Raw genomic sequence first — 25577 nt, forward strand, 5'->3', positions numbered from 1 at the left:
TTTATGCCGCCCAATCAGGCAAAACAGGCAATCGTTCAGGAGGAGCAGGGATGGACTTCATCCGTGTGCGGGAGCTGCACAAATCGTTCGTATATTACCGGAAAGAAGCCGGGCTTAAAAATTCGCTGAAAAATTTATTCGCCCGCAAGTCGCTGGTGAAGGAAGCGGTTAAATCCGTTTCCTTCGACATCGGTCCCGGCGAGTGCGTCGGATTTCTCGGCCCCAACGGGGCGGGAAAAACCACGACGCTCAAAATGCTGTCGGGCATTCTGTATCCCACGGGAGGGGAAGCCGATGTGCTCGGGTATGTGCCGTGGGAGCGGAAAAATGAGTTCAAACGGCTTTTTTCCATTGTGATGGGCCAGAAAAACCAGCTTTGGTGGGATCTTCCCGCAAGCGAATCGATTTATCTGAACAAATGCATTTATGACGTGGACGACGATCTCTACCGCAAGAGCCTCGCCGAATTATCGGAAATGCTGGATGTTCAGGAGCTTCTGAATGTGCAGGTGCGCCGGTTATCTCTGGGTGAACGGATGAAAATGGAGCTGATCGCCGCTCTTATCCACCGGCCACGGCTGCTTTATCTCGACGAGCCGACGATCGGCCTCGATTTTCCTTCCCAGAAGAAGGTCAGGGAGTTTTTGAAATATTACAATGAGCAGTTTGGCGCTACGATTCTGCTGACGAGCCACTACATGAAGGATGTGGAGGATCTGTGCAAGCGGACGATCATCATTAACGAAGGAAGTCTGCTGTATGACGGGGACCTCCATAAGATCAACGATCTTTTCGGCGAGCAGAAAATTATCCGGCTGCAGTTTTCCGAGCCCGTTGCGGAGCAGCGGTTGGCCAAATTCGGCAAAATCGTCAGCGGAGACGGCTACAATGCCGTTCTGGAGCTGCCGAAGCACCGCCTGAAGGAAGTATCGCGCTCCGTACTCGACGCGTTTCCGATCGTGGACTGGACGATAGAAGACGTGCCGATCGAGGAAAGCATTTCGATGCTTTACCGCAAGGAATCCGCCGGATGAACAGACGCAAATTGTATACGGCGATTTTTTCGATGGGCGTTCAGCATTCGATGGAATACCGGTTTCACTTCTTTCTCGGTCTGCTCGGGGCCGCATTTCCGATCATGGTCCAGTATTTTATATGGACGGCGGTCTACCGGCATTCCGGACAGGCGGCGCTTTTCTCGTATTCGTACGGCCAAATTATTTTGTATACGATTTTGGCGGGGCTGGTTTCCAAGCTGATCGCCACGCAGTTCGAGCACCAGATTGCCGACGATATCAAAAACGGCGGCCTTAACAAATATTTGATCAAACCGGTGAGTTACTTCGGTTACCGGCTGGTGTCCTTCTTCGGACAGAAGGCGATCTATTACGGAATTACGACGCTGCTGCTTATCGGGATTATCTGGATTTCGGCGGCGAGGAATGTGCTGGATGTCCAGGCCGTACGTCTGGTCTTGTTCGCCGTCACGCTGTGGGGGGCGCTCCTGCTCAATTTCCTGATTGCCTACTGCATTTGCGCCAGCGCGTTTTATTTGCACGAAATCTCATATTTTTTCGTCATTACAAGTCTGCTCGTCAATATTTTGAGCGGAGGCATGTTTCCTTTGGAAATTTTCGGGGACACGGTTGTGAAGGCGCTTCAGTACACGCCGTTTCCGTATACGATTTATTTTCCGGTCAACGTCCTCAGCGGCAAGACGGAAGCGGCGGCCATGTACCAGGGGCTGCTGATACAATGCGGATGGATTCTGCTGTTCTTCTGGCTTTCCCGCCTGACGTGGCGCGTATCCATGAAGAAATATTCGGCGGTTGGGGGGTAGCGGACGTTCCATATGGTTAAAATCGCGAGAAAATACGCGCTCCTGTACGGTATGTTCATCAAAAACTGCCTCATCGCCCAGATGGAATTCCGGGGCAACTTTGTGATGAGCCTATTGGTCGAATCCGTCTATCTGCTGGCCAAGCTGTTGTATGTGCTCGTCGTGTTCCGTACCGATCTTCACGTAGACGGGATACCGCCCGAGGGGCTGCTTCTTTTTATCGGAATGCATACCGTGGCGACCGGTATTTATGTCGGTCTGTTTTTTACAAATTTCATGAAAATTCCGGAATATATCAAGGACGGTTCGCTTGATCTCATGCTGACGAAGCCGGTCTCCCTCCAGTTCATGGCTTCCCTGCGTTATGTGGATCTGGCGCTTCCGATTCCCGATATTCTGGTCGGGTTCGTCATGGTCGGCATCGGCTGGCATGCGATGGACATTCCGCTGTCGTTCATGCAGCTCGCGGGATTTGCCCTGCTGCTTGTCGTCTCGGTCGTCATCACGTACTGCATAATGATTATTCCGGCGCTGTTGTCGTTCTGGTTCGTCCAGACGGGCTCGGTGTCGGAGATCGCCCATTCGGTCTGGGATGCCAACAATTTTCCGATGGCCATCTACCCGGCCTGGGTTCGCCGGATCGGCACGTTCGTTATTCCCCTGTTCCTGATTACCAATTTCGGGCCGATGTTCCTGCTGGGACAGCTCAGCTGGCTTTATGCGGGACTGGCGCTGGCCGGATCGCTGCTGCTTTTCGCTGCCGTCCGGCTGCTTTGGAAGCAGGCCGTAAGGGGCTACAGCAGCGCCAGCAGTTAGAGCGGCTCTAGGGCCGATAAACGCCGGGACAGGCAGTTGGCTTAAGAAATCCCGCTGAAACCGATGCCCCGGGGCTTCCGCTCTCTACTTGAGCTGATGTCCGGCGGGGAGCTTCCGCTCTATATTTGAGCTGACGCTCGGCGTCGGGTGCCCGGTGATCCGCTTCGTGTCGGAGCGGCTGCCCTTGCAGCTTCGCGGCCGGTTTGTGCTTGCAGGATCAGTGATCACCACGAGCATGCCCGGTCTACAGGAAGGTCTCATCGGCAGTGTCTTCAGGTTTTTTCCGGATTTTCATCCTACACTTAGAAAAGGAAGTGCCAAAGCATGCCGGATGTTGCGACAAGCGAGGGAATCATTTCGTTAAACTGCGTATTTCAGGAACCGGACCGGATTGAGCTGCTGGAGGAGAAGGTGCCCGAGCCGGGACCGGGACAAATTTTATGTGCGGCCAGAAAGTCGCTGATCAGTACCGGAACGGAATTGGCCTGTCTGAGAGGGCGCTTCGACGAGGGAACGGTCTGGTCCTCTTGGGTCCGCTATCCGTTCTATCCGGGCTATTCCATGGCGGCGGAAGTGCTGCGGATTGGCAGCGGGGTTGAAGGAATCCGGGCCGGAGACAGGATTATCTGCCCTGCCGGACACCGGCAGTACTTCGTGGCGGATTCCCGGGAAGCGGCGCTTATTCCCGATACGGTTAGCGACGAAGAGGCGGTTTTTACGCAGATCGCTAAGGTCGCCCTGCTGGGTGTCCTGCGCGCGGAACCCGCATTCGGAGAAAGAGTCGGCGTCGTGGGGCTCGGCCTCATCGGCCAGCTTGTGGTCCAGTATCTGAATTCGAGCGGTGCGCGCCAGATTATCGCGATTGCGCCGGAGAACTCCCGTCTGGATCAAGCCCGCCGGAACGGGGCGACGGATCTGCTGAATCTTCCGGTGGCCGAAGCGTTCGGATCCGTGGAAGAGCTCACCGGAGGCAGAATGCTGGACACGGTGTACGACGTCACGGGCTCCTACGCCGTACTGCCGCATTGCACGCAGCTGACCCGGGACCTCGGCAAAGTGATCCTGCTGGGCGATTCGACGGAGCCCTCGAAGCAGACGATCGGGCCGAAGGTCGTCTTTAATTCGGTCAGCATACTGGGGATTCACGGGCGGATGATGGAAGGCTTTAAAGGCTGGACGGAAGCGGACATGAACGAATTCATCTTCGAATACATCCGTTGCGGAAAACTGGACGTCGCAAGCCTCATCAGCGAAAAAGTAAGCCCGCTCGAAGCGGTATCGGTGTATACCCGGCTCGCCGGTCGGAAATCCGATGCCATGGGCGTGGTGTTCGATTGGACGCAAATGTAAACGGCAGAGGGGGATACGAATGAAAGCGTGTAACGAACTTACGCTGAAGGAAAAAATCGGCCAGCTTCTGATGGTAGGTTTCGAAGGACTTGTGCCGGACGCGAATATCCGGGATCTTCTGCAGAACCATTTCGCCGGCGGGATTGTGTTTTTTTCCCGCAATCTGGACAATCCGGAACAAGCTTTCGCTTTAGCGGAAGAACTGCAGCGGATGGCTGTGTCGACGACGGGCATACCGCTGTGGCTCGGGACGGACCAGGAGGGAGGCATGGTGGTCCGGGTAAGGCAGGGGATCGCGCAGCTTCCCGCGGCAATGGCGCTGGGAGCGGCACGCAATCCCGGGCTGCTTTACGAGGCCGCCAAGGGAACGGCCGAAGAGCTGAAGGCGCTGGGCATTAATATGAATTTCGCGCCGGTGGTGGACATCAACATCAACCCGCGAAATCCGATTATTGATGTCCGCTCGTTCGGAGACGGCGCCGAGCTTGTCTCCGAGCTGGGGATCGCCGCCATGACGGGTTTTCAGGACGGAGGAATCGCCTCCGTCATCAAGCATTTTCCCGGGCACGGAGATACGGAGACGGATTCCCACGCGGAGCTGCCGGTCGTGAGGCATTCCCTCGAACGTCTGCGGTCGGTGGAGCTCGTGCCGTTCCGGCGGGCAGCCCTGACCGGGGCCGAAGCCGTCATGACGGCGCACGTCGGAATCCCGCTGCTCAGCGGCGGCGAGCCCGTTCCCGCGACGCTCTCCAGGGAAGTCCTGACGGGACTGCTGCGGGAGGAGCTGGGCTTCGACGGGCTCATCGTGACCGACTGTATGGAGATGGACGCGGTAACGCAGGGAATCGGCGTGGGCGAGGCGGTCGTCCGGGCCGTGCTGGCCGGGGCGGATCTCCTGCTCGTGAGCCACACGTACGACAGCCAATTGGAGGCGGTAGCCGCCCTGGAGCGTGCGGTGGCGGACGGACGCCTGCCGGAGGAGCGGATCGACGCTTCCGTGGAGCGGATTCTTCGCCTGAAGGAGCGCCGCATCGGAGAGCTGCGGGAGCGCAGCTGGGAAGAAGCGAAGCATCTGCTGGAAAATCCGCAAACACTGCGGACGATAGAGAGGCTCCGTGAAGAAAGCATCACGGCCGTCAACCGTGAACCGGATTTCTGCAGGCTGTCTCCAGGCGCCGACACGCTGGTGCTCTGGCCGCACATCACGGCTGCCTGCAAATCCGAAGACGAGCCTGTACACGATGCTACCCTGGCCGCCTTCCTGCGCCCTCTTATCGGGGCGAAGCTCACGGAGCGCGTGTACGGGACCAGCCCGGGGCCGGATGAGATTGCGGCCTTGGCATCCGAAGCGCAGCGATATGGACAGATCGTCGCGGGCATTTTTCATACGGCTTCCAATCCGGGACAAACCGCACTGGTCCGCAAGCTGCTGGAGGGCGGCGCCAAAGTCATCCCGGTCTCCCTGCGCAATCCCGTCGATCTTGCGGCATTTCCGGAGGCCAAAGGCTTCCTGGCCTGCTACGAGCATCATCCGTATACCCTGCAGGCTTTGGCCCGTGTTCTGACGGGCACGGCGGAGCCTGTCGGAACTCTGCCGGTCACCATTCCGGCTTACATCTCAGAAAGGGGAGAATCAGATGAACGCCGTTCAGCTTCCGTTATCGAATCCGCCACTTAAAGGTTTTTTGCGGTGGGGCTATACACTTTCCATTACGAGCGGACACGAAGAAACGATTCCCTGGTTTTACAGCAATTTTATCCAGTTGTCCTGCACGAAGAAATTTTTGGAGGACGGCAGGCAGTGCTACGTCGACTTTTTCCGGGGCGAGCCCAATGAACTGAATTTCAACAATCCGTTCTTGCTCACATGCACCGTCAATTATACGTTTATGGAAAATCTGGCGCTGGATGATTGGCCGAAATTTTTTGCGGATCAGATCCGTAACGAGTATTACTGTATCGTTTTTTTGGACGAATCCAGACTGTCGCCGGCGGCTTGCTATCAGCAGGAACCGTTTCCCCATCACCTTTTTCTGTACGGATTCAATTGGGAAGAACGGGTCTTTTATGCCTCCATGTTCGACCATACGGGGGTATATCGCAATCTGGAAATTACTTTCGAAGAGTTTCTCGATGCCGTAAATTCCATGAAAAAGCTGCTGAAGGAAGGACAAACGTCTGATCACCATACGTATTTTTACAAATACGAGGCGGAATTCCACTATCCTTTTGACAAAATAGCCGCGATCGACCAATTGCGCGACTATCTGAACGGGGAGACCCGCTTAAACCGGATCAATTACAACCCCGACGAGAATGAAGCTTTCGGGATCAGGGTATACGACTATTTGCAGATGTACTATGACGCCGTGGAGCAAAACGATCCCCGGCTGGGAATGCGCAACGATGTGAGGCACCTTCATCTCCTGTGGGAGCATAAAAAAATGATGAGCGACCGGATCGAATATCTGGTGAATGAAGGGATCATTCCGTATGACGAGGAGCTTGTGGAAGGCTATAAAGATCTGGCTAAGAGAGCAATGAAGCTGAGGGACCAGTATATCCGCCATGAAATCCGCGAGGATAAGGAAGTGTTTGAACGGTTAAGGCTCCGGTTCAACCAATTCCGGGATGAAGAGCCTGCACTTCTGCAAAAGCTGATTGCACTGCTCGGAGGTTGAAAAAAGCCCCGGGGAGAGAACCGTCGGAGCCGGATGCGGCGCATACCGGAAAGCCGGGTTTCTTCATGGGGCCGGATAGATGCGGGATATGAAAAATTACGGCGGGCAGGAAAGTACCCGGGCGAGGAGCATAGGACAAGTTCTCCGATGGTGGCCCGCCGTCATGGGATGCCGGGCGTCGCGCGCGGTGCGGAAAGCCTGACACCGATGCGAAGTTTCAGCCCGCTGCTCCCGCAGCCTGTACCGGTGCCGAACTTTTGATCTGCTCAGCCAGCCGGGCGACAGCCGCATCGGGTTCGGTTACGTAATACAGGTAGGACGAGCGCCCGGTATCCAGCTTCCACCAGAGCCAGTGGAGCCTTGATTCATTGCGGAGCTCCGCTTTGGATACCGGCGTATAAATCCGTCCGTCCGCGTCGACGAGAATAATCCGGCCTTTGGAATTTTCATAAGAAAGCCGGAGAGGCTCTTTGCCGGGAATAAAGGCGGAGGTTGCTTCTTCTTTCCGCAAAGCTTGCTTGGTAAGGGCCAGGCTGGTAAACGATTCAATGACACTCCGGTCACGGTAAGTGAAATCCTCATCAGGCAGATAAAAAGAAGCGGGCTGCGAGCGGGTCATCAGGTCGCCATAACTCATGGAACCCGGCACGAGCCTGTTCAGCAGCGCGCTTAACACTAACGAGACCAGGACAACCGTGATGATCAGTCCTGCCGCTACTCTACGCCCGAAACCTTCCGGAAAACTCCATCTACCGAACCATTGAAAGAAACGCAGTGTCATTGTACCGCCTCCCGGATTGTAATTGTAAGCGATTTCAATTAATTTTGAATGTAAACCGTGGATGCTCCGATGTTGAAGCAGGTGCCTTTGAAAAGATGGTGTAAATTGACGATCTTTTCGTGCATAAATGTTGATTAGGATTCATAGGGGGCCGCCGCGCATTCGCCGCTTGCCTCTTACTACTCATATTCACCATTTACCACATCACCTGCCGGTAAGTTTATTTAAACGGATTCCGCTGGTTAGACACCGGTTTTAGGAAAAAAGTTTCTTCCGGTTTTGGATTCAAAGCACCGGTGAGTAAAAGGAGCCGTACGGTACACGGACGCCGGGGCCCGCTAAAAGGCAAGCCGCATTTTATGCAGCTTGCCTGGCTTTCGTGGCGAAGGACAGAATTTCAGTATTCGGTCGTTATGACTGGGGTGCCGATTGTGATACGCTGCAGCCCGCTCTCGGTTAACGTATGAACCGCGGCCTGCAGGTTAACGCGTTTTCCGCCGCTGATTACGGAAGCGTGAAGCTTGGGCGCGCTCATCGTTATGCTGACGGTCTCTCCGTCGGCATAACGCTCAAGCGGAGCGGCGCCGAGCCGCTTCGCGAGCAGCGCCTGGAGCCCATCGGCCTGAGCTGCGGCCCCTGCCGAAGGCCGGGCGGCGGCGCCCTGCAGGACGACGTTGCAGTCCGCCTGCACGCCCGCCGCTTGCAGGGCGGCCTCCAGGCTTTCACGGCGCGCTTCCAGCGCCGGGAGGCCGTCGGCTGTGCGCGCCTCCAGCCGGGCGATGACGAACGCGCTGCCGTCGTCAAGGCGGGCGAGCTGCAGCGACAGCCCGCCGCCGCCCGCCGCAGAGCCGCCGCCCGCCGCAGAGCCGCCGCCCGCCGCAGAGCCGCCGCCCGCCGCAGAGCCGCCGCCCGCCGCATACACGGCGTGGCCGGAAGCGCGGCTGACGGCTCCTGCCGGCAGCGACAGCCGCGCCGCCAGCGCGTCGCCCGCTGCGGCGAGTGCGTCGTCGCCTGCCGCGGCAGGCAGCGGAGCCGCGTAGCGCAGCGTGACGGCTGCGTCCGGCGCGAGCACGCCGTCCGCGGCAGCCAGCAGCGCGGCGAGGTCGGAGCGGCCTGCGTCCGCGGGCGTCGGCTTTGCGGCGGCGGACCAGCCGGCGAGCAGCAGCGCGGCCAGCAGCGCGATGCTCCAGAGCAGCCCGCGCGCCGGTCTGCGGAGCCGCGGCTGCGCTGCGGCGGGATGCCCCGCGGCGCCGGTGCCGTTCAGCGTCAGCTCTTTCCGTGCCTGCGTCAGGGGACACTTTTGCAGGGTGCTCTTCGTCATCGCGCTTTTCATCATCTCTATCGCTCCGTTTCCGTTCGAATCTAGCAATCTAGTAACAGCTTTGCCGGAGCGGGCAGCTTTTATACGTTCTCCTTAGTGAATGCGGCAATTCTCCTTATCACTCCCGTGCAATCCCTCTTATGAACAAAAAAAGCAGGGTTGGCCCCCAAGCGGCAAAACACGCTTGAGAACCAGCCCTGCTGCGCCCGCGAAATGACCGCCGCGGGCTGCCGGATTTTTGAGCATCCGGTATAGATTTACGTTCCGCTACCGGCGGAAGTTTACATCTTCCTGATTGCTCAGAAGATCGGGATTGTCGTGAGCTGCATGGGGAGTGACTTCGTATACGTCACTCTTCGTTTGCCCGTCGACGGCGGGATTCTCGTCACGGTTTTCACGAAGAATCTCGTTGACCAGCTCCCACTTGTCTTCCGGAGTATCAACCACAATGAGAATATCTCCGCGTTCCACGCGGTTGTGATAATTCTCGATTTCTTCCTCCGGTATGCCCGCACCGACCAGAGCGCCCGTTACCCCGCCCGCTCCGGCTCCGATCGCCGCGCCGGATAGAGCGGCGGCCAGCGGTCCCGCGGCAAGAATAGGGCCGATGCCGGGCACGGCCATCAGGCCGATTCCCGCGATGAGCCCCGCGGCACTGCCGATAGCGGCCCCGCCGATAGCGCCTTTTTCCGCCTTCGTATCTTCTTTGCCCGGAATCTCCTGTCTTTCCGTATAAGGTCCGAATTCTTCTCTATGTTTGGCGAGAACGGATATATCCTCGTCTCTGTAGCCATGTTCTTTTAACGCCTCGATAGCGCGAAGGGCATCCCCGCTCGAATGAAAAACACCTCTTGCTTTTCGTGTCATTACAGGCAACCTCCCTTAAAAGTGGATTACCCATCGTTACCCGGCAGAGCCCCGAATGAATCGGAATGCCGGAGGAGAGCGGGATTATTGATCCGGGCTTTCCCGGTTCTTACGGCCCCACTCTCGGAATACCCGTTTCACTTCGTCGAAGAGAATCGGCTTGGAGATGAAATCCTGCATGCCGCTCTCCAGACACTTTTCTTTATCGGCCGGACGCACGGATGCGGTAACGGCGATAATGGCGGGATACCGGCCGGCGGGCAGCAGCTGGCGGATCAGCCGGGTGGCCTGCAGGCCGTCCATGACAGGCATCTGCATGTCCATAAAAACAAGGTCATACTCCGTCCTTGTGACGGCCTCAACGGCTTCCATCCCGTTCTCCGCGATATCCGCCCCGTAGCCGAGCTTTTCGAGGAATTTGATGAACAACTGACGGTTTACGGGGTGATCTTCCACCACGAGAATTTTGAGCGGAGCGGGACGGGAGTTAAGCCGGGAGATCATCCAATCCTGCTGCTCCTCGCCGAGCGCCTGTTCTTCTTCGGTTTCTTCCTTTTTTATTTGCGCGTTCGGAAGGGTGAAGCGGAACACGGACCCGGCTCCCTCCGTGCTTTCCACGGATATCGTGCCGCCCATGAGCTCGACAAGCCGTTTGCAGATTGACAGACCGAGCCCCGTACCTCCATATTTGCGGTTCAGCACCGGATGCAGCTGGGAGAAAGACTGGAACAGGTGGTCCAGCTTGCCGGCAGGAATTCCGACTCCCGTATCGGCGACGGAAAACCCGAGCAGAACGGGCTTGGAGTTCACGGCGGCCAGACTTTCCACGGAGACCGTGACAGAGCCGCTGTCCGTAAATTTCAGCGCGTTCCCGACGAGGTTAACGAGCACTTGTCTCACCCTGGAGGCATCCCCCATATACAGATGCGGAACATCGGGCTCTATTTTGGAGATAAGCTCCAGTTTTTTCTCGGCGGCTTTCGGAGCGAAGAGCTCCAGCGTGCTTTTCACGACAGCGTGAAGATCGAACGGCTCCGTGATGAGCGTCATTTTGCCGGCATCGATTTTGCTGAAATCCAGGATGTCATTCAAAATCTGAAGCAGGGCGTCGCTGCTTTCGCGGATGATGTCGGCATAATCCCGCTGTTCATCGTCTAACCTTGTATCCAGAAGAAGGTCGGTCATCCCCATGATGCCGTTCATCGGTGTACGGATTTCATGGCTCATCATCGCGAGAAATTCCGATTTCGCCCGGGCGGCCTGCTCGGCGATTTCTTTGGCGCGGATAATTTCTCTTTCATTGGTGATGTCCGTAAAAACGACGACCGCTCCCATAATTTCCCCTTTGTCGTAGAGGGGGTTGACCCGGTATTCGACAAGGAAGCTCGATCCGTCCTTCCTCCAGAAAACCTCTTCCTGGACAAGCCGGGAAAGCCCGTCCAGCATCGTGGCGTGGATCGGACAATCTTCGTCGGGATAATCGCTTCCGTCCGCTTTCGTATGATGGATGCTGTCGTGGATATTGACCCCGATCAATTCTTCCTGCGAGTAAGCGAGCATCGACGCTCCCGCGGGATTAACGAACATGACGTTGCCGTCCCGGTCCAGGCCGTAAATGCCTTCCGACACGGACCCGAGAATCAGGGAATGCTGATAGCTCAGGTGCTCGATTTCTTTGACATACTTTTTGCTTTCCGTAATATCGCTGGCAATTCCGTAAACGCCCACGATCTGATCGTCAACGACAATGGGGACGTTCGTGACGCTGATATCGATGAGCGACCCGTCTTTTCGGATCAGCGTGGTTTCGTAGTTTTGCGGAATACCGCGTTTCGCGTTATGGAAATGGGTTAGGGTTTTCTCCAGCAGAGACGGTTCGATCAAGGAAGTAAACGAATGATGGAGCAGCTCTTTGCGGCTGAATCCGGTCATCCTCGCCAAGTTGGCGTTTAAGGAAACATAGTTGCCTTCGAGGTCGAACGAGTAGACGCTGGACGGATTATAGTCGAAGAGGGACTTGTATCTCTGCTCGCTTACTTTCAGTTTGTTCTCCGCTATCTTGCGTTCGGTAATATCCCGGGAAATGGCGATGATTTCCTGCATGGCCCCGCTGTTCTCGTCATAGGTGTACCGGCCGCTGCTCTCGAACCAGATATACTCCCCGTTCTTGCACCGGATGCGGTAGGAGACGGTATACATGCCGACTTCGGCGAGATTGGCCTGTAAATATTCGGTGACGAGAAACACGTCGTCAGGGTGAAAAAAGTCGTATGCGCTCATGCCGATCAATTCTTCCGGCTCGTACCCTAGCAGAGAACGGCAGGCGGGGGAGGCATACAGATAGACGGCCTGATCGTCGGCGGAGTGCCGCGAAATGAAATCCAGTGAATTTTCGGAAATGAGCCGGTACTGCTTCTCGCTGGCCCGTATCCTTTCTTCCATTTTTTTACGTTCGGTAATATCGCGGCCGATGCCGAGAATCTTCTCTACCTGTCCTTCGGCGTTGCGGACGGCTTTTACGGTCGTTTCGAACCAGAGGTAATGTCCCTCCTTGTGCCGGAAGCGTCCCGTCAGCAGGTCGGCGTCTTCGCTCGGATTTTCGGAGCAGCCGGGTTTGACTTCTTCGGGAATGTAATAATCGCCGATGGGGGTGCCTACGACTTCCCGGGGCTCATACCCGAGCAGTTTATAAATAGAGGGGGACACATACTCGCAAATCCCCTGTGGATTCGTAAACGTAATAATGTCGCCCGCGTTTTCGGAAATCAGGTTGTACAGCGCTTCGCACTCCAGCAGCTTGCCGCGGACGGTCTTCTGCTCCGTGATATCCCGGCCCATTCCGTAGACGCCGACTATTTCACCGTCCGCGACGATCGGAATATAAGTAATTTCCACATGGAATACGGCATCGTCTTTCCGGCAAAATTCTACCTCGAAATTCGGCGTTTCGCCCCGAAGCGCCCGCTCGAAGTAGGCCCTGCCTTGTTCGGCGTGCTCGCTAAAAAGGGTTTCCCGGCCAAGCCGTATGAATTCTTCCTTAGAGTAGCCGCTGATCCGCTCCGCGGCAGGGTTGGCGTCCAGATAACGTCCCTGCGTATCCATGACGTAGATAGCATCGGGATGATGCTGAAATAACGATTTATAAATGCCGCCTTCCGAGATCGCTTTTTTAAGCTTAGCGTTTTTGGTTATTTCCACGGTGACAGCTTCCTTTCTTACCTTCAAAATCTTTCGGCCGCGGAATCCGGCTTCCTGTTTATCATCCTACATTTCTTTACTGTCGGAAAGGGTAAATTGAATCTAATTCGGGGTTGATTTTTATTGGCGGCATTTGGTAAGATGAAATCCCTCTACACGCATTTCACGCTGAAACGATCGTCTACTGATGAACCGGAGGTGTTGGATGCTTTTTTCTGTCTTGGCGCGTAAAGCTTACGCGCGGAATTTGCAGTACCGGGGCGCGCACATGATTCATAACGTGTCCAGTTTTATGTTCGGTTTTGTGTACGTGTCCTTGTGGGCAGGTATAGGCGAAAGTCATTCGCTGGGCGAATACGGAGTCCAAGGAATGACCGCTTATATCGCCTTTAACCAGGCCTCTTTATGGCTGGTGCTCTTTATCACGAACGGTCTCGGCATGGAGCAGTCCGTACGTACCGGACAAATTGCCCTGGACCTGATGCGCCCCGTCCCCCTGTTTCTGCATAAGATGTACCGGGAGTGGGGGCAGATCGCTTATCAGTTCGTGTACAAATTTCTTCCGATCTACATCCTCTATTTTTTCCTGTTCTCGATCCCGGTTCCCGGGAAGCTCTCCGTTTACGGCTGGACCGCTTTATCGCTTCTGCTCGCCGCTTATATTTCCATCTGCATGAATTACCTGATCGGCGCCGCCGCCATGTGGACGACCGAATCCCGCTGGCTTTACTGGGTGAACTATGCGTTCTCCATGCTGCTTTCCGGCTTTTTTATCCCGCTGGAGTGGCTTCCCGCCTGGCTTCGCCAGCTTAGCTGGCTGACTCCGTATCCCTATCTGCTGTACGTTCCGGTGTCGCTGTTCACGGAAAGAACGACGCCTGCCGCTCTGCCGGCAGCGCTGTTTTGGTGCGTTCTTTTTACGGGGCTATGCTTGCTGGCGACAGGCGGAATGCGCAGGAAGCTGGAGGTGCAGGGAGGATGAGAAGCGGACTGCGGATGTATGTGCTGCTGATCCGGGCATCTTTGAGGAGCCGGATGCAGTACAAATTCAATTTTATTTTTTCTTCACTGATGGCGGCTCTCGTCAATGCGGCCGAATTTCTGATGGTGGCGCTCGTGCTGGACCGCTTCGGAAGCGTAAAGGGCTGGTCGCTGTATGAGGTGGCTTATTTGTACGCGGTTATCATGCTGTCCAAAGCGATCTACCGGTCTCTGGCTTCGGATGTCCATCATCTGGAAAAGTATCTGGTGAGCGGGGATATGGACGCTCTTCTGATCCGGCCTCTGCCGGTGCTTTTCGTACTGATGACTCAAAATTTCCGCCTGCTCGTCGGAGAATTCGGGCAGGGCCTGCTAATTCTCGCGTATGCGATGAACCATCTGATGCGGGAAGGCCAGATCGGATGGCAGGCCGTTCCGCTGACCGTCGTCGCCATCGGCTCCGGAGCCCTTATCCTGTTCGCCATAGGTCTGGCCACGGCTTCGGCCGGTTTCTGGCTGACCCGGATCGAGGAGCTGCAGAACGTAACGGAGGACGCGGCAAGATCCGCCGCCCAGTATCCGCTGGACGTGTATCCCGGCTGGCTCCGCTACATTCTGCTGACGTTCCTCCCGGTCGGACTGGCCAACTATGTGCCGGCTTCCGTCATCATCCGGCATGAGTACGGCACATGGGCGCTGGCAGCGGTAGCGGTCATGTCCTTCGTCTTCGTCCTGCTGGCCGGAAGGCTGTGGAAGCTGGGCATTTCACGTTACCAGAGTACGGGAACGTAGGAGAAGCCGCGATGCCGCTTGCCGCGGATCGTGCGCTCCGCCGCTCAGACAGACTTGCCGTGCGGCTGCGGCTGGGTGTCGGGGGAGCCTCCCGCCCTTCCACAACGCATTCGTGTGAACGAAGGAGGGCGAGTCTTTTCGAGGGCTTGGTTCGTCTTCTCTACATAGAGAGACAAATAGACAAGAACCGAAGGAGCGGAGTGACGACGTGAAACGGATCAAACGAGGAGCCCTGCTGATGGCTGTCCTTGCGGCGGCCGGTGTCTGGTTGTGGAACGAAAGAAAGAATGCGGTACCCGATATTGAGGCCAGGTCCGCCTTGCTGATGGAAGCGGAGAGCGGACGCGTGATTTACGAGCGGAACGCGGAGGAGAGCCTGCCTCCGGCTTCCATGTCCAAAATGATGACGGAACTTATCGTTTACGAGGAAGTGAAGGCGGGCCGTGCTTCCTGGGAGGACCGGGTGACAACGAGCCGGTATGCCAGCGAGGTGACGGGAGCCCAGATCGGGCTTGAAGCCGGAGAGAAGCTTGCCCTTAAAGATATGCTGGCCGCGATGGCCATCGTGTCCGCCAACGATGCCGCCGTGGCGGTGGCCGAGCACCTCGGCGGAACCGAGGATGATTTTGTCTTGAAAATGAACGCGAAGGCGAAAGAAATCGGACTGTCCGGCAAAACGGTATTCGCCAACGCGAGCGGGCTGACACGAGCCGACCTGGGACCTTACGCTCCCAGGAAAAATTCGGATGAGACGCTCATGACGGCTAAAGACGCGGCCAAGCTCGCGGCTTATCTCATCCGGGAGCATCCCGGCATCCTGGAGCTGACCGCCAAAGCGGACTATGCCATGCCGGGCAGGTTCGGGACGCTGAAAACGACCAACCGTATGCTTCCGAATACGAAAGATTCCTTTTCCTATACGGGGACCGACGGGCTGAAGACCGGGTTTACCGACCAGGCCGGTTACTGCTTTACGGGAACGGCGGTCCGGGACGGCAAAAGGCTCGTCTCTGTCGTAATGGGAACGGAGACGGCGGAGAAGCGGTTCGAAGAAACACGCAAGCTGTTCAATTACGGTTACGGCACAAGCCGGACTCTGACGGAATGGATCAAAGACATGATGCGCTGAGTGAGAGCGCGAACAGAAGGAGGGGAGATGTTTGATTACCGCGACGAATTTAAACAAAACGTTCCGTACGCCGGTCGTCCGTCAAGGGCGGCTTGCCGGTCTGCGGAGCCTGGTATCCAGGGAATACCTTTCCAAAACGGCGGTGAACGACGTTAACTTCACGATCGGCCGGGGAGACTTCGTAGGGTTTATCGGTCCTAACGGAGCCGGGAAATCCACGACGATCAAAATGCTCACGGGCATTCTGCATCCGACTTCGGGGGAGGTGCGGATTTCCGGCCTCAGCCCGCAGCGCGACCGCAGGAAGGTGGTCGCCAAGCTCGGCGTGGTATTCGGCCAGCGAAGCCAGCTCTGGTGGGACCTTCCGGTCCGGGATTCATACGAGATTCTGGGGGCTATGTACCGGGTCCGGGACGAGAACCTGAAGCGCAAGCTTGCGGAGCTCGGAGAGCTTCTCGGCCTCGGCGAATTTATGGATACGCCGGTCCGCAAGCTTTCGCTCGGTCAGAGGATGAGAGCGGATCTGGCGGCAGCCATGCTGCACGATCCCGACATCCTCTTCCTCGACGAGCCGACTATCGGCCTGGATGTGGCGGCCAAGCAGAGCATCCGCGGCTTTCTGCATAAGCTGAACAAGGAAGCGGGCAAAACGATCCTGCTCACCACGCACGATATGGACGATATCGAGCAGCTGTGCGAGAGGGTGATCGTTATCAACGGCGGAACCATCGGATACGACGGCACCGTGGATGGCATGCGGCAGCGGATCGGACTGCCGACGATCATGACGATCCGGTACCGGGGAGCGTGCGGTTTTGGCAGCGGAGAGGCGGAGAAGGCGTATCCGTTCATCATCAATACGGCCGGAAAAGAGAAGCTGGTGCTGGAATTTAACCGCACGGATATCGGCCCGATGGAGGTTCTGCAGCTTGCGGGGAGATGGGGCGAAATTGCCGACGTACATATGCAGGAGCCGGATTTCGAAGATATTGTACATCGTGTGTATTAGTACAAAACAAGGTACAATAGACGAAGGAATCTAGAGAAATTCCGGGCGTTCGGGACAGGTTGGAGGGCGCAGCGAGACAAGGGCGCCCGGAGTTCCATCAACGCTCAGGAGGAATTACAATGACTTTTACCAAACTGGTGGATGTATTCGTGCCCGTCACCGATTTGAAGCGGTCGGTGCCCTGGTACGAACAGGTGCTGGGCCTTCGTTTACTGGGCCGGGACGAGCGGCATGCCAGACTCTCCTTCCTCGAAGGGACCTGTCTCACCCTGGTTGAGCAGGCGGAGCTTAACAAATACGACGAGGCTCCCTTTAACGTGAACGTCTACGACGCGGAGAAGGCATACGGGGCTATGACCGGAAGCGGGGTGGAGATCGTGGAAGCGCTCGCTGCTTTTCACCATATGCAGTGCTTCAAAATCAGCGATCCGGACGGCAATCCCATCGGCATAGTGGGCTGGAGAGAAGAAGCTCATGCCGGGAGCGAAGGAGCCATCCGGCTTGGCGGGGCGTTCCTGCCCGTCCGGGATTTGCAGCGTTCCGTGGAGTGGTATGAGAGCAAGCTGGACGCCGTGGTACTGCACCGGTTCACTTACAAGCCGCCTGCCCTGGATCAGGAAGTGGAAGCGGTTTCCTTTGAGAATATAAACGTGTGTCTGTTTGAGACTCCGCGATTCTCCGCCTTGTCTCATATGGCGTTTACAATCGGATCGACGGATCCCCGGAACGACTTCGAAACGCTGCGGGCCGGCGGAATAAAGCTGTCCGAGCTCATCAGAGAATTTAACCGGGACCGGTTCGGTCTGCTGGATCCGGACGAGAACGAAATAGGCGTCATTGGCATTTTACAGGTAAATTGAGCGTTATCTTACGTCTTTACAAAAGGGTGTACTGTTCGGCGCAAGGGTCTGTTCCGGTTGAGCCGGCGGGCCCTTTTTTCTTTGCTCGTTGGGGGAACGAGCTTCCCGCACGGCCTGCGGCGTAGTATATTGAGGACATAAGCTTTTACGGCGGCGCCGGCTGCATCCGGTTAAACGACCGGCCGGCTCACAAACGAAAATCAAAGCAAGGGAGATACGTTCATGTCCATCCGTACCCGGCTGCTGCTTTCTTACATAGCCATGCTGGTTATCCCGCTTATTCTGGTCGGACTGACGGTAACCGGGCTGTATTTTATGGTCATCCAGGACCTCAAAAGGGAATACCACATCGACATTACCCACGGCAATCCGCTTAAGGAAGTCGCCCAGATGGAAGATCACAATTACAACAAGATCCGCAGCGCCATCGCGGCGGATCCCGGAAGCGCGAGCGATCCGGGGCAGTGGAAGCAGTGGGAGGCTCTTGTGGAACGCGTGAACATGGGGCTCATTGTCCGCAAGGACGAGCAGATCCTGTATATTTCACCCACGATGAATCACCCGGACGTGCTCAATTCGCTGCCGGCGTTCAGTTACTACTCGGGCTTGACGGATTCCCAGCTCGATAACAACTATTACCTGCTGAGGCATCACGATTTTGCTTTTCCCGACGGGGGAAAAGGCAGCATTTTTATCGGGACGCACGATACGATCGGCAAAAAATATTTTATCAAATACGGTCTTATTTTTCTCGCTGTGCTGATCGCCGTGCTCGTGCTGACGAACGGGATGATGACGTATCTGATGTCGAGAAGCCTGATTACACCGATCCGTGCCCTGCAGCGTTCCGCGGAGCATATCAAGGAAGGGAGGCTGGATATTGAAGTGCGTCCGGCTTCCAGCGACGAGATCGGCGAACTGGCCGTATCTTTCGAAGAAATGCGCCGCAGGCTCAAAGAGTCCATCGAGCTTCAGACGCAGTATGAGGAAAACCGGAAGCAGCTGATTTCGAACATTTCCCACGATCTGAAAACGCCGGTGACGGCCATCAAAGGCTACGTCGAAGGAATTATGGACGGCGTTACGAACTCCCAGGCGAAATTTGACCGCTATCTCCAGACCGTCTATTCCAAAACGGTCGATATCGACCGGATGATCGACGAGCTGTTTTTGTACTCCAAGCTGGATTTACGGAAACTGCCTTTTCAGTTCGAGGAGGCAGATTTAACGGCTTATTTGAAGGATTGCGTCGAAGACATGCAGTTCGATATGGAGAAAAAGGGGATCCGGCTTACGCTTGAACTCTCCTCGGAGGCACCCCTTCCAGTCGTAATGGACAGGGAAAAACTGAGGAGGGTGCTCACGAATATTACGGAAAATGCCCAGAAGTACCGGGATAAACCGGAAGGGCATATCCGTATCTTCGTTCTGGAGCGGCCTGAATTCGTGGTAATCGGCATTCACGACAACGGGCAGGGCATCCCGTCCGATGTGCTGCCGCATATTTTCGACCGGTTTTACCGGGGGGACCCGTCGCGTAGCTCGCAAACCGGAGGGAGCGGACTGGGGCTCGCCATCGCGAAACAAATCGTGGAAGAGCACGGAGGCACGATCTGGGCCAACAGCCGGTTCGGGGAAGGGACGACCATTCAATTTACCGTGTGCAAAAACCGGAAAGAGAAAGGAAGGATGGCAACATGAAAGAAGGCGGACGCATTCTGATCGTCGAGGACGATGTAAGCATTGCCGAGCTGGAGCGTGATTATCTGGAGCTGGACGGATTTACGGTCGATATGGAGCATCACGGCGAAACGGGCCTGAAGCGGGCTCTCGTCGAACGCTACGATCTCATTTTGCTGGATGTGATGCTGCCGGGCACCGACGGCTTTGCCATCTGCGAGCGGATCCGGGTGGAGCGGGATATTCCGATTCTTATGGTTTCCGCCAAAAAAGAGGACCTGGATAAAATACGCGGCTTCAGTCTGGGAGCCGACGATTATATCATCAAGCCGTTCAGCCCGGGAGAACTGGTAGCGCGCGTAAAGGCTCACCTGTCCCGGTATGAGAGGCTGAAAGGCCAGCAGGACCAGGACAAGGACGAAATCCGTATCCGCGGTCTCGTCATTAACCGGGCTTCCAGAAGGGTCTATGTCAACGGCAAAGAAATACCTTTCACAACCAAGGAATTCGATCTGCTGACCCATCTGGCGATGAATCCCAACCGCGTATTCAGCAAAGATCAGCTGTTCGACCATCTGTGGGGCATGGACGCGATCGGCGATATTTCGACCGTCACGGTTCATATCCGCAAGCTGCGTGAGAAAATCGAGCCGAACCCGTCGGACCCCGCCTATATCGAGACGATTTGGGGAGCGGGCTACCGGTTCAAGCCGTAAGGGTTCGAAGGGGAAGCGCCGGATTCCGGCGGCCCGCTCTCGGCCTCGAGGTTTTCTCCCGAACCGGTGTAGGCGATCGTGCCGGTCGGATTGGTGTAAGGGCCGATCGGCCGGAATTGGCGGATATGCTTGATCCGCGCCTGCAGGCTGACCGGTCCGCTGCCACCCACCTGCATCACCGAAGAGGCGGACACGCCGAGCACCTTGACGGAGCCTACCCGGATAGGGCCGAGATTGCAGGTTGTTTTAACCGCTTCCGGCGGGAACCGCACTTGGGGATACGGCCGGGAGAAGAGGGAATACGCTTCGAACGCGCCTTCATCATCCAGATAAACGGGGATTTCCCGCTGAAGGGCGAGCGCTCTGAACCGGCTGTTTATCCCGCCGTTGTCGCCGACCTGGAAAACGGAAGCGCTGGAGACCGACAGCACCTTCGCCTGAGTGAGCCAAACGAGTCTTCTGGCCATGGCTCAGGTATGTGGCAGCGGAACGAGCGGCCCCACAATGACCGATTCCGGAGGGGTGTCGAACATGGACGATGCGGTGATCGAATCGGTGTCCCCGATAAGGAAGGTCGAGGAACTGGATACCCCGATGATATAGACGGAGCCTACCTGCAGACATTTATTTTCCACATACAAATCTACCTTCACGGATGTTCATCTCCTTTTCCCTTCTGATAATGAGCCAAATAATTGAGGATGCCGGCGCGTATGTCGGCTTTTGTTTTTTCGATAAGTTTCCACGTTGCGCTTCCCGGCGGCTCCTGCCCGCCCCCATGCAAGAGATCCGGGGAAGAAGCATACTGCCGGACTCTCGCTTCGATCTGCCGCCGCAAATCTTCCATAACCCGTCTGCTCTCATCCGCCCCTATATTCAAGTGCCGCTTGGCCGCCAGCTCAATCAGCTCTTCCATGGCTTCGCGGTCTAGAAAATCGTGAAGGTGCCCGTTGGCGGCTCCTTCGTCAGCGGACGTCCGGGCTTCGCCGGTCGGTGCAGGTTCCCGATTCTCATGCGGAGAGAAGCCGGCGGAAGACGGAGCTTCGTTATCCGGTGAATCGGCGTCCATTCCGTTTACGGCGAAATCCTCGATCTCGTCCACGGCCGCGGGCGAGACGCCGATCGTCAGTGTGCCGTCCAGCTGTTCTACTTTCAGTTGATCGAATTTGTATTCGATGCGGTCGATATGTATGCCGCGCTGCCGCTTCAGTTCCTCGATCTCTCCGCGCATCGCGGCGGCGGTTTCTTCGAGCTTGGCGATGCGGGCTTCCTGCCGCTGAATGTGCGTCCACATTTGCTGAAGCTGGTAGGCATACAGATTGGGATCGCCGGGCCCGTAGCCGTACATAAGCTCACCTCTCTTTCGCTTTCGCAAAAATGCCGCCGGAGCTTACCTCCGGCGGATGTGTGATGCGGCCGGGTAAACGGCGGATCGCCTGAGGCTCGCTCGCACCTTGCAGCGGTTGTGCAGGGCGCGCCGGGAAGGAGCGCTGGCCGCGCCTCGCGCGAAGCGCCAGCGACGCCCCGCGTGAGGGTCGGACCGCCTGCTGCCGTGCCGGCTGCGGGCCTCGCGGCAGGCTCCGGCCCATGAGGCGCCCGGGCAGCGCCGGGCCTCCCCGCTCCGCGAGCCGCCTCCGCGCGTCAGCTGCGGCGCCCGGGCCCCCGGCCTTGCGGCGGCCGCCACGGCATCCACGGCGGGAACGGCGGCTGCAGGTGGGGGCCCGGCCCGAGCAGGCCGCCGGCTCCGGCGCCCGCCGCCGCGCCTGCCCCGGCGGAGCCGGGTCCCGCCGCCGGATCGCCGGGCGCGCCCTGCCCGGCAGGACCGGCTGTGCCGGAAGGCTCGCCCCCCGGGGCCGCCCCGGGAGGGCCGCCGCCGGCCGCGCCGCCGAAGCCGGCCAGGCTGCCCTTGCCCACTTCCGGAGCGGGAGCGGTGAAGCCGCCCGTGTTGTACTGGTTGGATAGCGCACGGATGCTGCCCGCGCTCCCGACCTGCAGGACGGAAGAATTGGACACGGCGTCGACCCGGAGCTGATGGATCGTAATCGTCTGATGGATGGTCCAGCTCATGCCGTTGCCGTTTTATTTGCCTCGGCTTCGATGGCATCACTGTCGTTTGTATTTGTGGCGCTGACAGCATTATATACATGCGGTAAATCACCGGTATTAAAAGAACCTGCTCCTGCATACGTCTTTGATGTGCTGTTGGGAGATATGACCAGGCAGTCCCCGAATTGAACGACAGAGCTGGGGCCTACAGTCAGTATCTTTACGTTTCCGACGATGGCCGGCATAGGCGTTCTCCTTTGCTGCGTCTTCTTTTATAGCTTATGTGGGGGAGCGCCCAGATGTTCATACTGCTTTCCGCGATTTAACGGTTTCTGCAAAGAATGTTCACCTCAGGGCGGGCAGCGTTCATATAATGCAGAAGAAGCGGGGGGAGCTGCGATGAATCAGCCTGACATGAATAAATGGCTTAAATGGGAGCATGTCGAAAAATTTCTCGATCAGCCCCAGAAATATATTGAGAACATCAAATGGATCGAAGGGTTTGTGCGTGACGTTTTCGACCGTACACTGCCACCGCCGCCCCAGATGAACGCGGATGTTCAGCAGACGCAGTCCAAATCTCAGCAGAAGGCCCAAAGGACACCGCCCCAGCAGGGCAGAGAACCCGTAAATGGCGATACGTTCGAAACGCATACGGACGTTTTCGTCCGCCTTAAAATTCCGAAACGCGAAGATCCGCGTTCGCTGCAGGTATTGGTGAAAACGAGCCATGTCAAAATTCTCGGACTGACGGACGAACCGAGGAAAATCATTAAGCTGCCCAGCCCGGTTCTTCCGAAGACGGCGAAGGCCACTTACAAGGAAGGCGTTCTGCAGATACAGGTGCGCAGGCGGAGGTATAAAGACGGTTATCATGAAGCGTATATCGAGTATTAAAATGAAAAAGAAACCGGCCTGCGGAGGCCGGTTTCTTTTGCTGTGCCGAAGGGAGACTTTAGGCCGTGGCTTTTCGTTCCGGCGGAGGCAGCGGAACGAAAAATACGGAAACGGCAATCATTCGGACAGCAGATTTTATAAGCTTACATCGTTGAGGCGGATGGTAACGAACGAAAGACGCGGAGTGCGGTCAACCAGGCGGGCCTTGCGGAAAGCGTGCCATTGGCGGTCGGAGCCGGCCGAAAAGCGCACCGCTTGCGATTCGGTAGTGAGAAGGCGCCGTTCCCCGTGTAAGCCGTCTCTTGCTTGCAGTTCAATGAGGCCGTCCCGTCAGGGCCAGGCCATCCTAATCCTTCGGAAGCCGGACATGAACCTCTGTGCCGATATCCGGCTCGCTCTGGATCTTGAGAGTTCCGGCATGGAGCTTGACGATGTTCTCGGCGATGGCGAGCCCCAGTCCGACGCCTCCGTTCTTGCGGCTGCGCGCTTTATCGACGCGGTAAAAGCGGTTGAACAGCTGCGGGATGTCTTCCTGCTCAATGCCGATCCCTTTGTCGATAACGGAGATCTGCAGGTGACGGGGCTGCTCCCGGACGATGATGTCAATCGGCAATTGACTGTACTTGATCGCGTTGTCGAGCAGAATGATCAGCAGCTGGCGGATCTTCTCGGGGTCGCCTTTCATCTTCAGAGGCGTGTCCTCTTCCGGCAGATCCAGACGGACCTCGCGGTCGAACGTCAGCTGTATGGACGCCGCCGTGGCCTGAACCAGAGGACGCAGCTCGAATTCCTGCCACTCGGTCCGCTGTCTTTCGTCCGAATCCGCAAGGGTGAGCAGGCTCTTCGTCATTTCCCGCAGCCGGACGGATTCGCTTAGAATGGCTTCAATCGCTTCCTCGCGGATTTGGGGATCGTTGCTGGCCCAGCGCTTGAGCAGCCTGGCGTAGCTCTCGATAATCGTGAGCGGGGTGCGAAGTTCGTGGGAAGCGTCCGCGAGGAACTGTTTCTGCTGCTCGAAATGCTGCTCCAGACGGCCGATCATTTCATTGAACGTCTGGCCGAGCTGAGCGATTTCGTCTTTTTTGCGCGTCGATTTGATTTCAAGCCGCCTGAATGTTCCGCTCCGTTCAATGCTTTCCATCGTCTGGGCAAGCCTGTGGATGGGGTTAAACACCAGACTGGCGTAGATATATCCGATGATAACGGATAAGACAAGCGCGCCGAGCGTCGTATAAAAAAGAGCGAGAAACAGCACCTGCACGTTATCGTTCAGGGTGACCAGCTTGCGGGCGATTTCCAGTGAAGCGATCTGGCGCTCGTTTTCCATGACCGGCACCTGCACATACAGGCAAAAACCGTTGTCCGTGGAGACCAGCTTGGAGATTGAGCCCGTAGACGTTATAAACTTGGCGGGACGCTGGAGGAGCGTTTCGTCCGTGTATATTTCTTTTTGCACCGTGGAGTCCGGTCCGATAAGCCGGATCAGTTCGTTGGCGACGAGAAAATCTTTGAGCAGAAAAGGATTTTCCCAATATTCGGGGTGCTGCACCACATTTTCCTGAAGCAGCAGCTTGGCCGCTTTGCGTTCGATATTTTGAGTTTCGTTGCGTGAGTTGTTTTCGATAAAAAGGTAGTAGATAAAAAAGTTGACCCCCAGAAGAATCAGAAAGAGCAGGGAGGTCTGAAGGAGAGCGAACCGCAGCTTAAGACTCATCGGGGCCACTTCCTTTAATGAGATAACCGACGCCCCGGATCGTATGGATCAGCTTGCCGGGAAAATTTTTTTCAAGTTTTTGCCGCAAGTAACGGATGTACACGTCCACAATGTTCGTATCGCCTACGAAATCGTAGCCCCATACGTCGGAGATGATATCTTCCCGGGATTTCACTTCCCCTTTGTGCTGGATCAGATACTGGAGCAGATCGAATTCCTTGGGCGTAAGCTCGACGGATTTGCCCGTGCGTGTAACCTCGCGGCTCTTCAGATTCATGACGATGTCATCCGCCTGAAGAATCTGCTCGTTCTCTGGCTGGCTCTGCTGGGTCGTCAGCCGGAGCAGATTGCGGATGCGGGCGAGCAGCTCTTCGATGGCGAACGGCTTCGTCACGTAGTCGTTCGCCCCCTGGTCGAGGCCGCTTACCCGGTCGGGCACCGCGTCCCTGGCCGTCAGGAGGATGACGGGGACCGCGGATTGCTGCCGCAGGCGGCGCAGCACTTCCAGCCCGCTCAGCTCAGGAAGCATGATATCGAGCAGGATGAGATCCCACGGCTCCGCCAGCGCCATATCCAGACCTTCGCGCCCGTCCTCGGCGAGACTGACCTCGTAGCCCTCATGCTGCAGCTCCAGCTGCAGGACGCGTGCAATTTTACTTTCGTCTTCCACCAACAAAATTTTGCTGCTCATCCCGCACCTCCGCTTTTACAGATAGTGTTTGTGGAGGGGGCGGTTTCCATACGGAAGTGAGGAAAATTAAAGGAGAATCCAGCAAATTATTGCAAGAAGAGCCCCGCTTTTAGACAAAAGGGCAAAATTGTATAGCTGTTTTGCTGCCGCGACCCGTTGATTTTGCAAATTAAAGATGATATTGTTTTGACTACAGAACTAAAATAGG

The 25577-nt window shown here is 56.6% G+C and carries 24 protein-coding genes and 1 pseudogene; 14 read left to right on the forward strand and 11 right to left on the reverse strand.

The window, feature by feature from the left end:
• Positions 1–50 precede the first annotated feature (50 nt).
• The 6 genes from C4S74_RS16580 to C4S74_RS16605 all read left to right on the forward strand — a co-directional run bounded on the left by C4S74_RS16580 (position 51) and on the right by C4S74_RS16605 (position 6687).
• Positions 51–1034: an ATP-binding cassette domain-containing protein gene (locus C4S74_RS16580; protein ID WP_103996410.1), complete on the forward strand. Its 984-nt coding sequence runs from the start codon at positions 51–53 to the stop codon at positions 1032–1034.
• Positions 1031–1840 carry an ABC-2 family transporter protein gene (locus tag C4S74_RS16585; protein WP_103996411.1) on the forward strand — a complete coding sequence of 270 codons (810 nt, stop codon included), beginning with the start codon at positions 1031–1033 and terminating at the stop codon, positions 1838–1840. Before C4S74_RS16580 ends, C4S74_RS16585 begins: the two co-directional genes overlap by 4 nt.
• Before the next feature lie 12 nt (positions 1841–1852).
• The gene (locus tag C4S74_RS16590; RefSeq protein WP_103996412.1) at positions 1853–2656 is read left to right on the forward strand and encodes an ABC transporter permease; all 804 of its coding nucleotides are present in this window, start codon (positions 1853–1855) and stop codon (positions 2654–2656) included.
• 324 nt (positions 2657–2980) lie between these two features.
• Positions 2981–4006, forward strand: coding sequence for a zinc-binding alcohol dehydrogenase (locus C4S74_RS16595; RefSeq protein ID WP_103996413.1), 1026 nt, complete (start codon positions 2981–2983; stop codon positions 4004–4006).
• Between the two features lie 19 nt (positions 4007–4025).
• Positions 4026–5684 carry a glycoside hydrolase family 3 protein gene (locus C4S74_RS16600; protein WP_103996414.1) on the forward strand — a complete coding sequence of 553 codons (1659 nt, stop codon included), beginning with the start codon at positions 4026–4028 and terminating at the stop codon, positions 5682–5684.
• Positions 5644–6687 carry a hypothetical protein gene (locus C4S74_RS16605; RefSeq protein ID WP_103996415.1) on the forward strand — a complete coding sequence of 348 codons (1044 nt, stop codon included), beginning with the start codon at positions 5644–5646 and terminating at the stop codon, positions 6685–6687. Before C4S74_RS16600 ends, C4S74_RS16605 begins: the two co-directional genes overlap by 41 nt.
• Positions 6688–6904: 217 nt before the next feature.
• On the opposite strand, the gene C4S74_RS16610 is transcribed toward C4S74_RS16605, so the two are convergent.
• From C4S74_RS16610 to C4S74_RS16625, 4 genes are all read right to left on the reverse strand, one after another.
• Complete coding sequence (locus tag C4S74_RS16610) at positions 6905–7468, reverse strand: hypothetical protein (protein ID WP_103996416.1); 564 nt, start codon at positions 7466–7468, stop codon at positions 6905–6907.
• A gap of 397 nt (positions 7469–7865) precedes the next feature.
• Positions 7866–8804, reverse strand: a complete 939-nt coding sequence (locus C4S74_RS26845) for a YwmB family TATA-box binding protein (RefSeq protein WP_103996417.1) — start codon at positions 8802–8804, stop codon at positions 7866–7868.
• Between the two features lie 252 nt (positions 8805–9056).
• On the reverse strand, positions 9057–9656 hold the full coding sequence (locus C4S74_RS16620; protein ID WP_103996418.1) for a general stress protein: 600 nt from the start codon (positions 9654–9656) through the stop codon (positions 9057–9059).
• An 84-nt stretch (positions 9657–9740) separates the two neighbouring features.
• Positions 9741–12854, reverse strand: a complete 3114-nt coding sequence (locus C4S74_RS16625) for a PAS domain S-box protein (protein WP_103996419.1) — start codon at positions 12852–12854, stop codon at positions 9741–9743.
• Positions 12855–13059: 205 nt separating this feature from the next.
• Here C4S74_RS16625 and C4S74_RS16630 point away from each other — a divergent pair, with 205 nt between their 5' ends.
• The 7 genes from C4S74_RS16630 (at position 13060) to C4S74_RS16665 (ending at position 20021) form a co-directional block, all read left to right on the forward strand.
• Positions 13060–13836: an ABC-2 family transporter protein gene (locus C4S74_RS16630; protein ID WP_103996420.1), complete on the forward strand. Its 777-nt coding sequence runs from the start codon at positions 13060–13062 to the stop codon at positions 13834–13836.
• Positions 13833–14627 carry an ABC transporter permease gene (locus tag C4S74_RS16635; protein ID WP_103996421.1) on the forward strand — a complete coding sequence of 265 codons (795 nt, stop codon included), beginning with the start codon at positions 13833–13835 and terminating at the stop codon, positions 14625–14627. The genes C4S74_RS16630 and C4S74_RS16635 overlap by 4 nt, the downstream gene beginning before the upstream one ends.
• Positions 14628–14835: 208 nt before the next feature.
• The gene (locus C4S74_RS16645) at positions 14836–15756 is read left to right on the forward strand and encodes a D-alanyl-D-alanine carboxypeptidase family protein (protein ID WP_103996423.1); all 921 of its coding nucleotides are present in this window, start codon (positions 14836–14838) and stop codon (positions 15754–15756) included.
• A 31-nt stretch (positions 15757–15787) separates the two neighbouring features.
• Positions 15788–16765, forward strand: coding sequence for an ATP-binding cassette domain-containing protein (locus tag C4S74_RS16650; protein WP_103996424.1), 978 nt, complete (start codon positions 15788–15790; stop codon positions 16763–16765).
• Between the two features lie 119 nt (positions 16766–16884).
• Positions 16885–17625 (forward strand): VOC family protein, encoded by a 741-nt coding sequence (locus C4S74_RS16655; RefSeq protein WP_103996425.1) that lies wholly within the window; start codon positions 16885–16887, stop codon positions 17623–17625.
• Positions 17626–17847: 222 nt separating this feature from the next.
• Positions 17848–19326, forward strand: a complete 1479-nt coding sequence (locus C4S74_RS16660) for a cell wall metabolism sensor histidine kinase WalK (RefSeq protein WP_103996426.1) — start codon at positions 17848–17850, stop codon at positions 19324–19326.
• Positions 19323–20021: a response regulator transcription factor gene (locus tag C4S74_RS16665; protein WP_103996427.1), complete on the forward strand. Its 699-nt coding sequence runs from the start codon at positions 19323–19325 to the stop codon at positions 20019–20021. Before C4S74_RS16660 ends, C4S74_RS16665 begins: the two co-directional genes overlap by 4 nt.
• On the opposite strand, the gene C4S74_RS16670 is transcribed toward C4S74_RS16665, so the two are convergent.
• The 5 genes and pseudogenes from C4S74_RS16670 to C4S74_RS16695 all read right to left on the reverse strand — a co-directional run bounded on the left by C4S74_RS16670 (position 20003) and on the right by C4S74_RS16695 (position 22312).
• Positions 20003–20488 carry a spore germination protein GerPE gene (locus C4S74_RS16670; protein ID WP_103996428.1) on the reverse strand — a complete coding sequence of 162 codons (486 nt, stop codon included), beginning with the start codon at positions 20486–20488 and terminating at the stop codon, positions 20003–20005. The genes C4S74_RS16665 and C4S74_RS16670 overlap by 19 nt on opposite strands.
• A 3-nt stretch (positions 20489–20491) precedes the next feature.
• Positions 20492–20674, reverse strand: a complete 183-nt coding sequence (locus C4S74_RS16675; RefSeq protein ID WP_103996429.1) for a spore gernimation protein GerPD — start codon at positions 20672–20674, stop codon at positions 20492–20494.
• Positions 20671–21369 (reverse strand): spore germination protein GerPC, encoded by a 699-nt coding sequence (gene gerPC, locus C4S74_RS16680; RefSeq protein ID WP_103996430.1) that lies wholly within the window; start codon positions 21367–21369, stop codon positions 20671–20673. Before gerPC ends, C4S74_RS16675 begins: the two co-directional genes overlap by 4 nt.
• Positions 21370–21935: 566 nt before the next feature.
• A pseudogene (locus C4S74_RS27045) lies at positions 21936–22088 on the reverse strand (spore germination protein GerPB); the annotation flags it as partial.
• Positions 22085–22312 (reverse strand): spore germination protein, encoded by a 228-nt coding sequence (locus C4S74_RS16695; protein ID WP_103996433.1) that lies wholly within the window; start codon positions 22310–22312, stop codon positions 22085–22087. The pseudogene C4S74_RS27045 and the gene C4S74_RS16695, both read right to left, overlap by 4 nt.
• Positions 22313–22466: 154 nt before the next feature.
• On the opposite strand from C4S74_RS16695, the gene C4S74_RS16700 reads away from it, so the two are divergent.
• Positions 22467–22964 carry an Hsp20/alpha crystallin family protein gene (locus C4S74_RS16700; protein WP_103996434.1) on the forward strand — a complete coding sequence of 166 codons (498 nt, stop codon included), beginning with the start codon at positions 22467–22469 and terminating at the stop codon, positions 22962–22964.
• 346 nt (positions 22965–23310) lie between these two features.
• Here the strand turns inward: C4S74_RS16700 and C4S74_RS16705 are convergent, their stop codons facing one another.
• On the reverse strand, positions 23311–24678 hold the full coding sequence (locus C4S74_RS16705; protein WP_103996435.1) for a HAMP domain-containing sensor histidine kinase: 1368 nt from the start codon (positions 24676–24678) through the stop codon (positions 23311–23313).
• The gene (locus C4S74_RS16710) at positions 24668–25369 is read right to left on the reverse strand and encodes a response regulator transcription factor (protein ID WP_103996436.1); all 702 of its coding nucleotides are present in this window, start codon (positions 25367–25369) and stop codon (positions 24668–24670) included. Before C4S74_RS16710 ends, C4S74_RS16705 begins: the two co-directional genes overlap by 11 nt.
• Positions 25370–25577: the final 208 nt, after the last annotated feature.

Origin of the sequence: Paenibacillus sp. UNC499MF (assembly GCF_900107975.1) — a bacterium.
Lineage (GTDB): Bacteria > Bacillota > Bacilli > Paenibacillales > NBRC-103111 > Paenibacillus_F.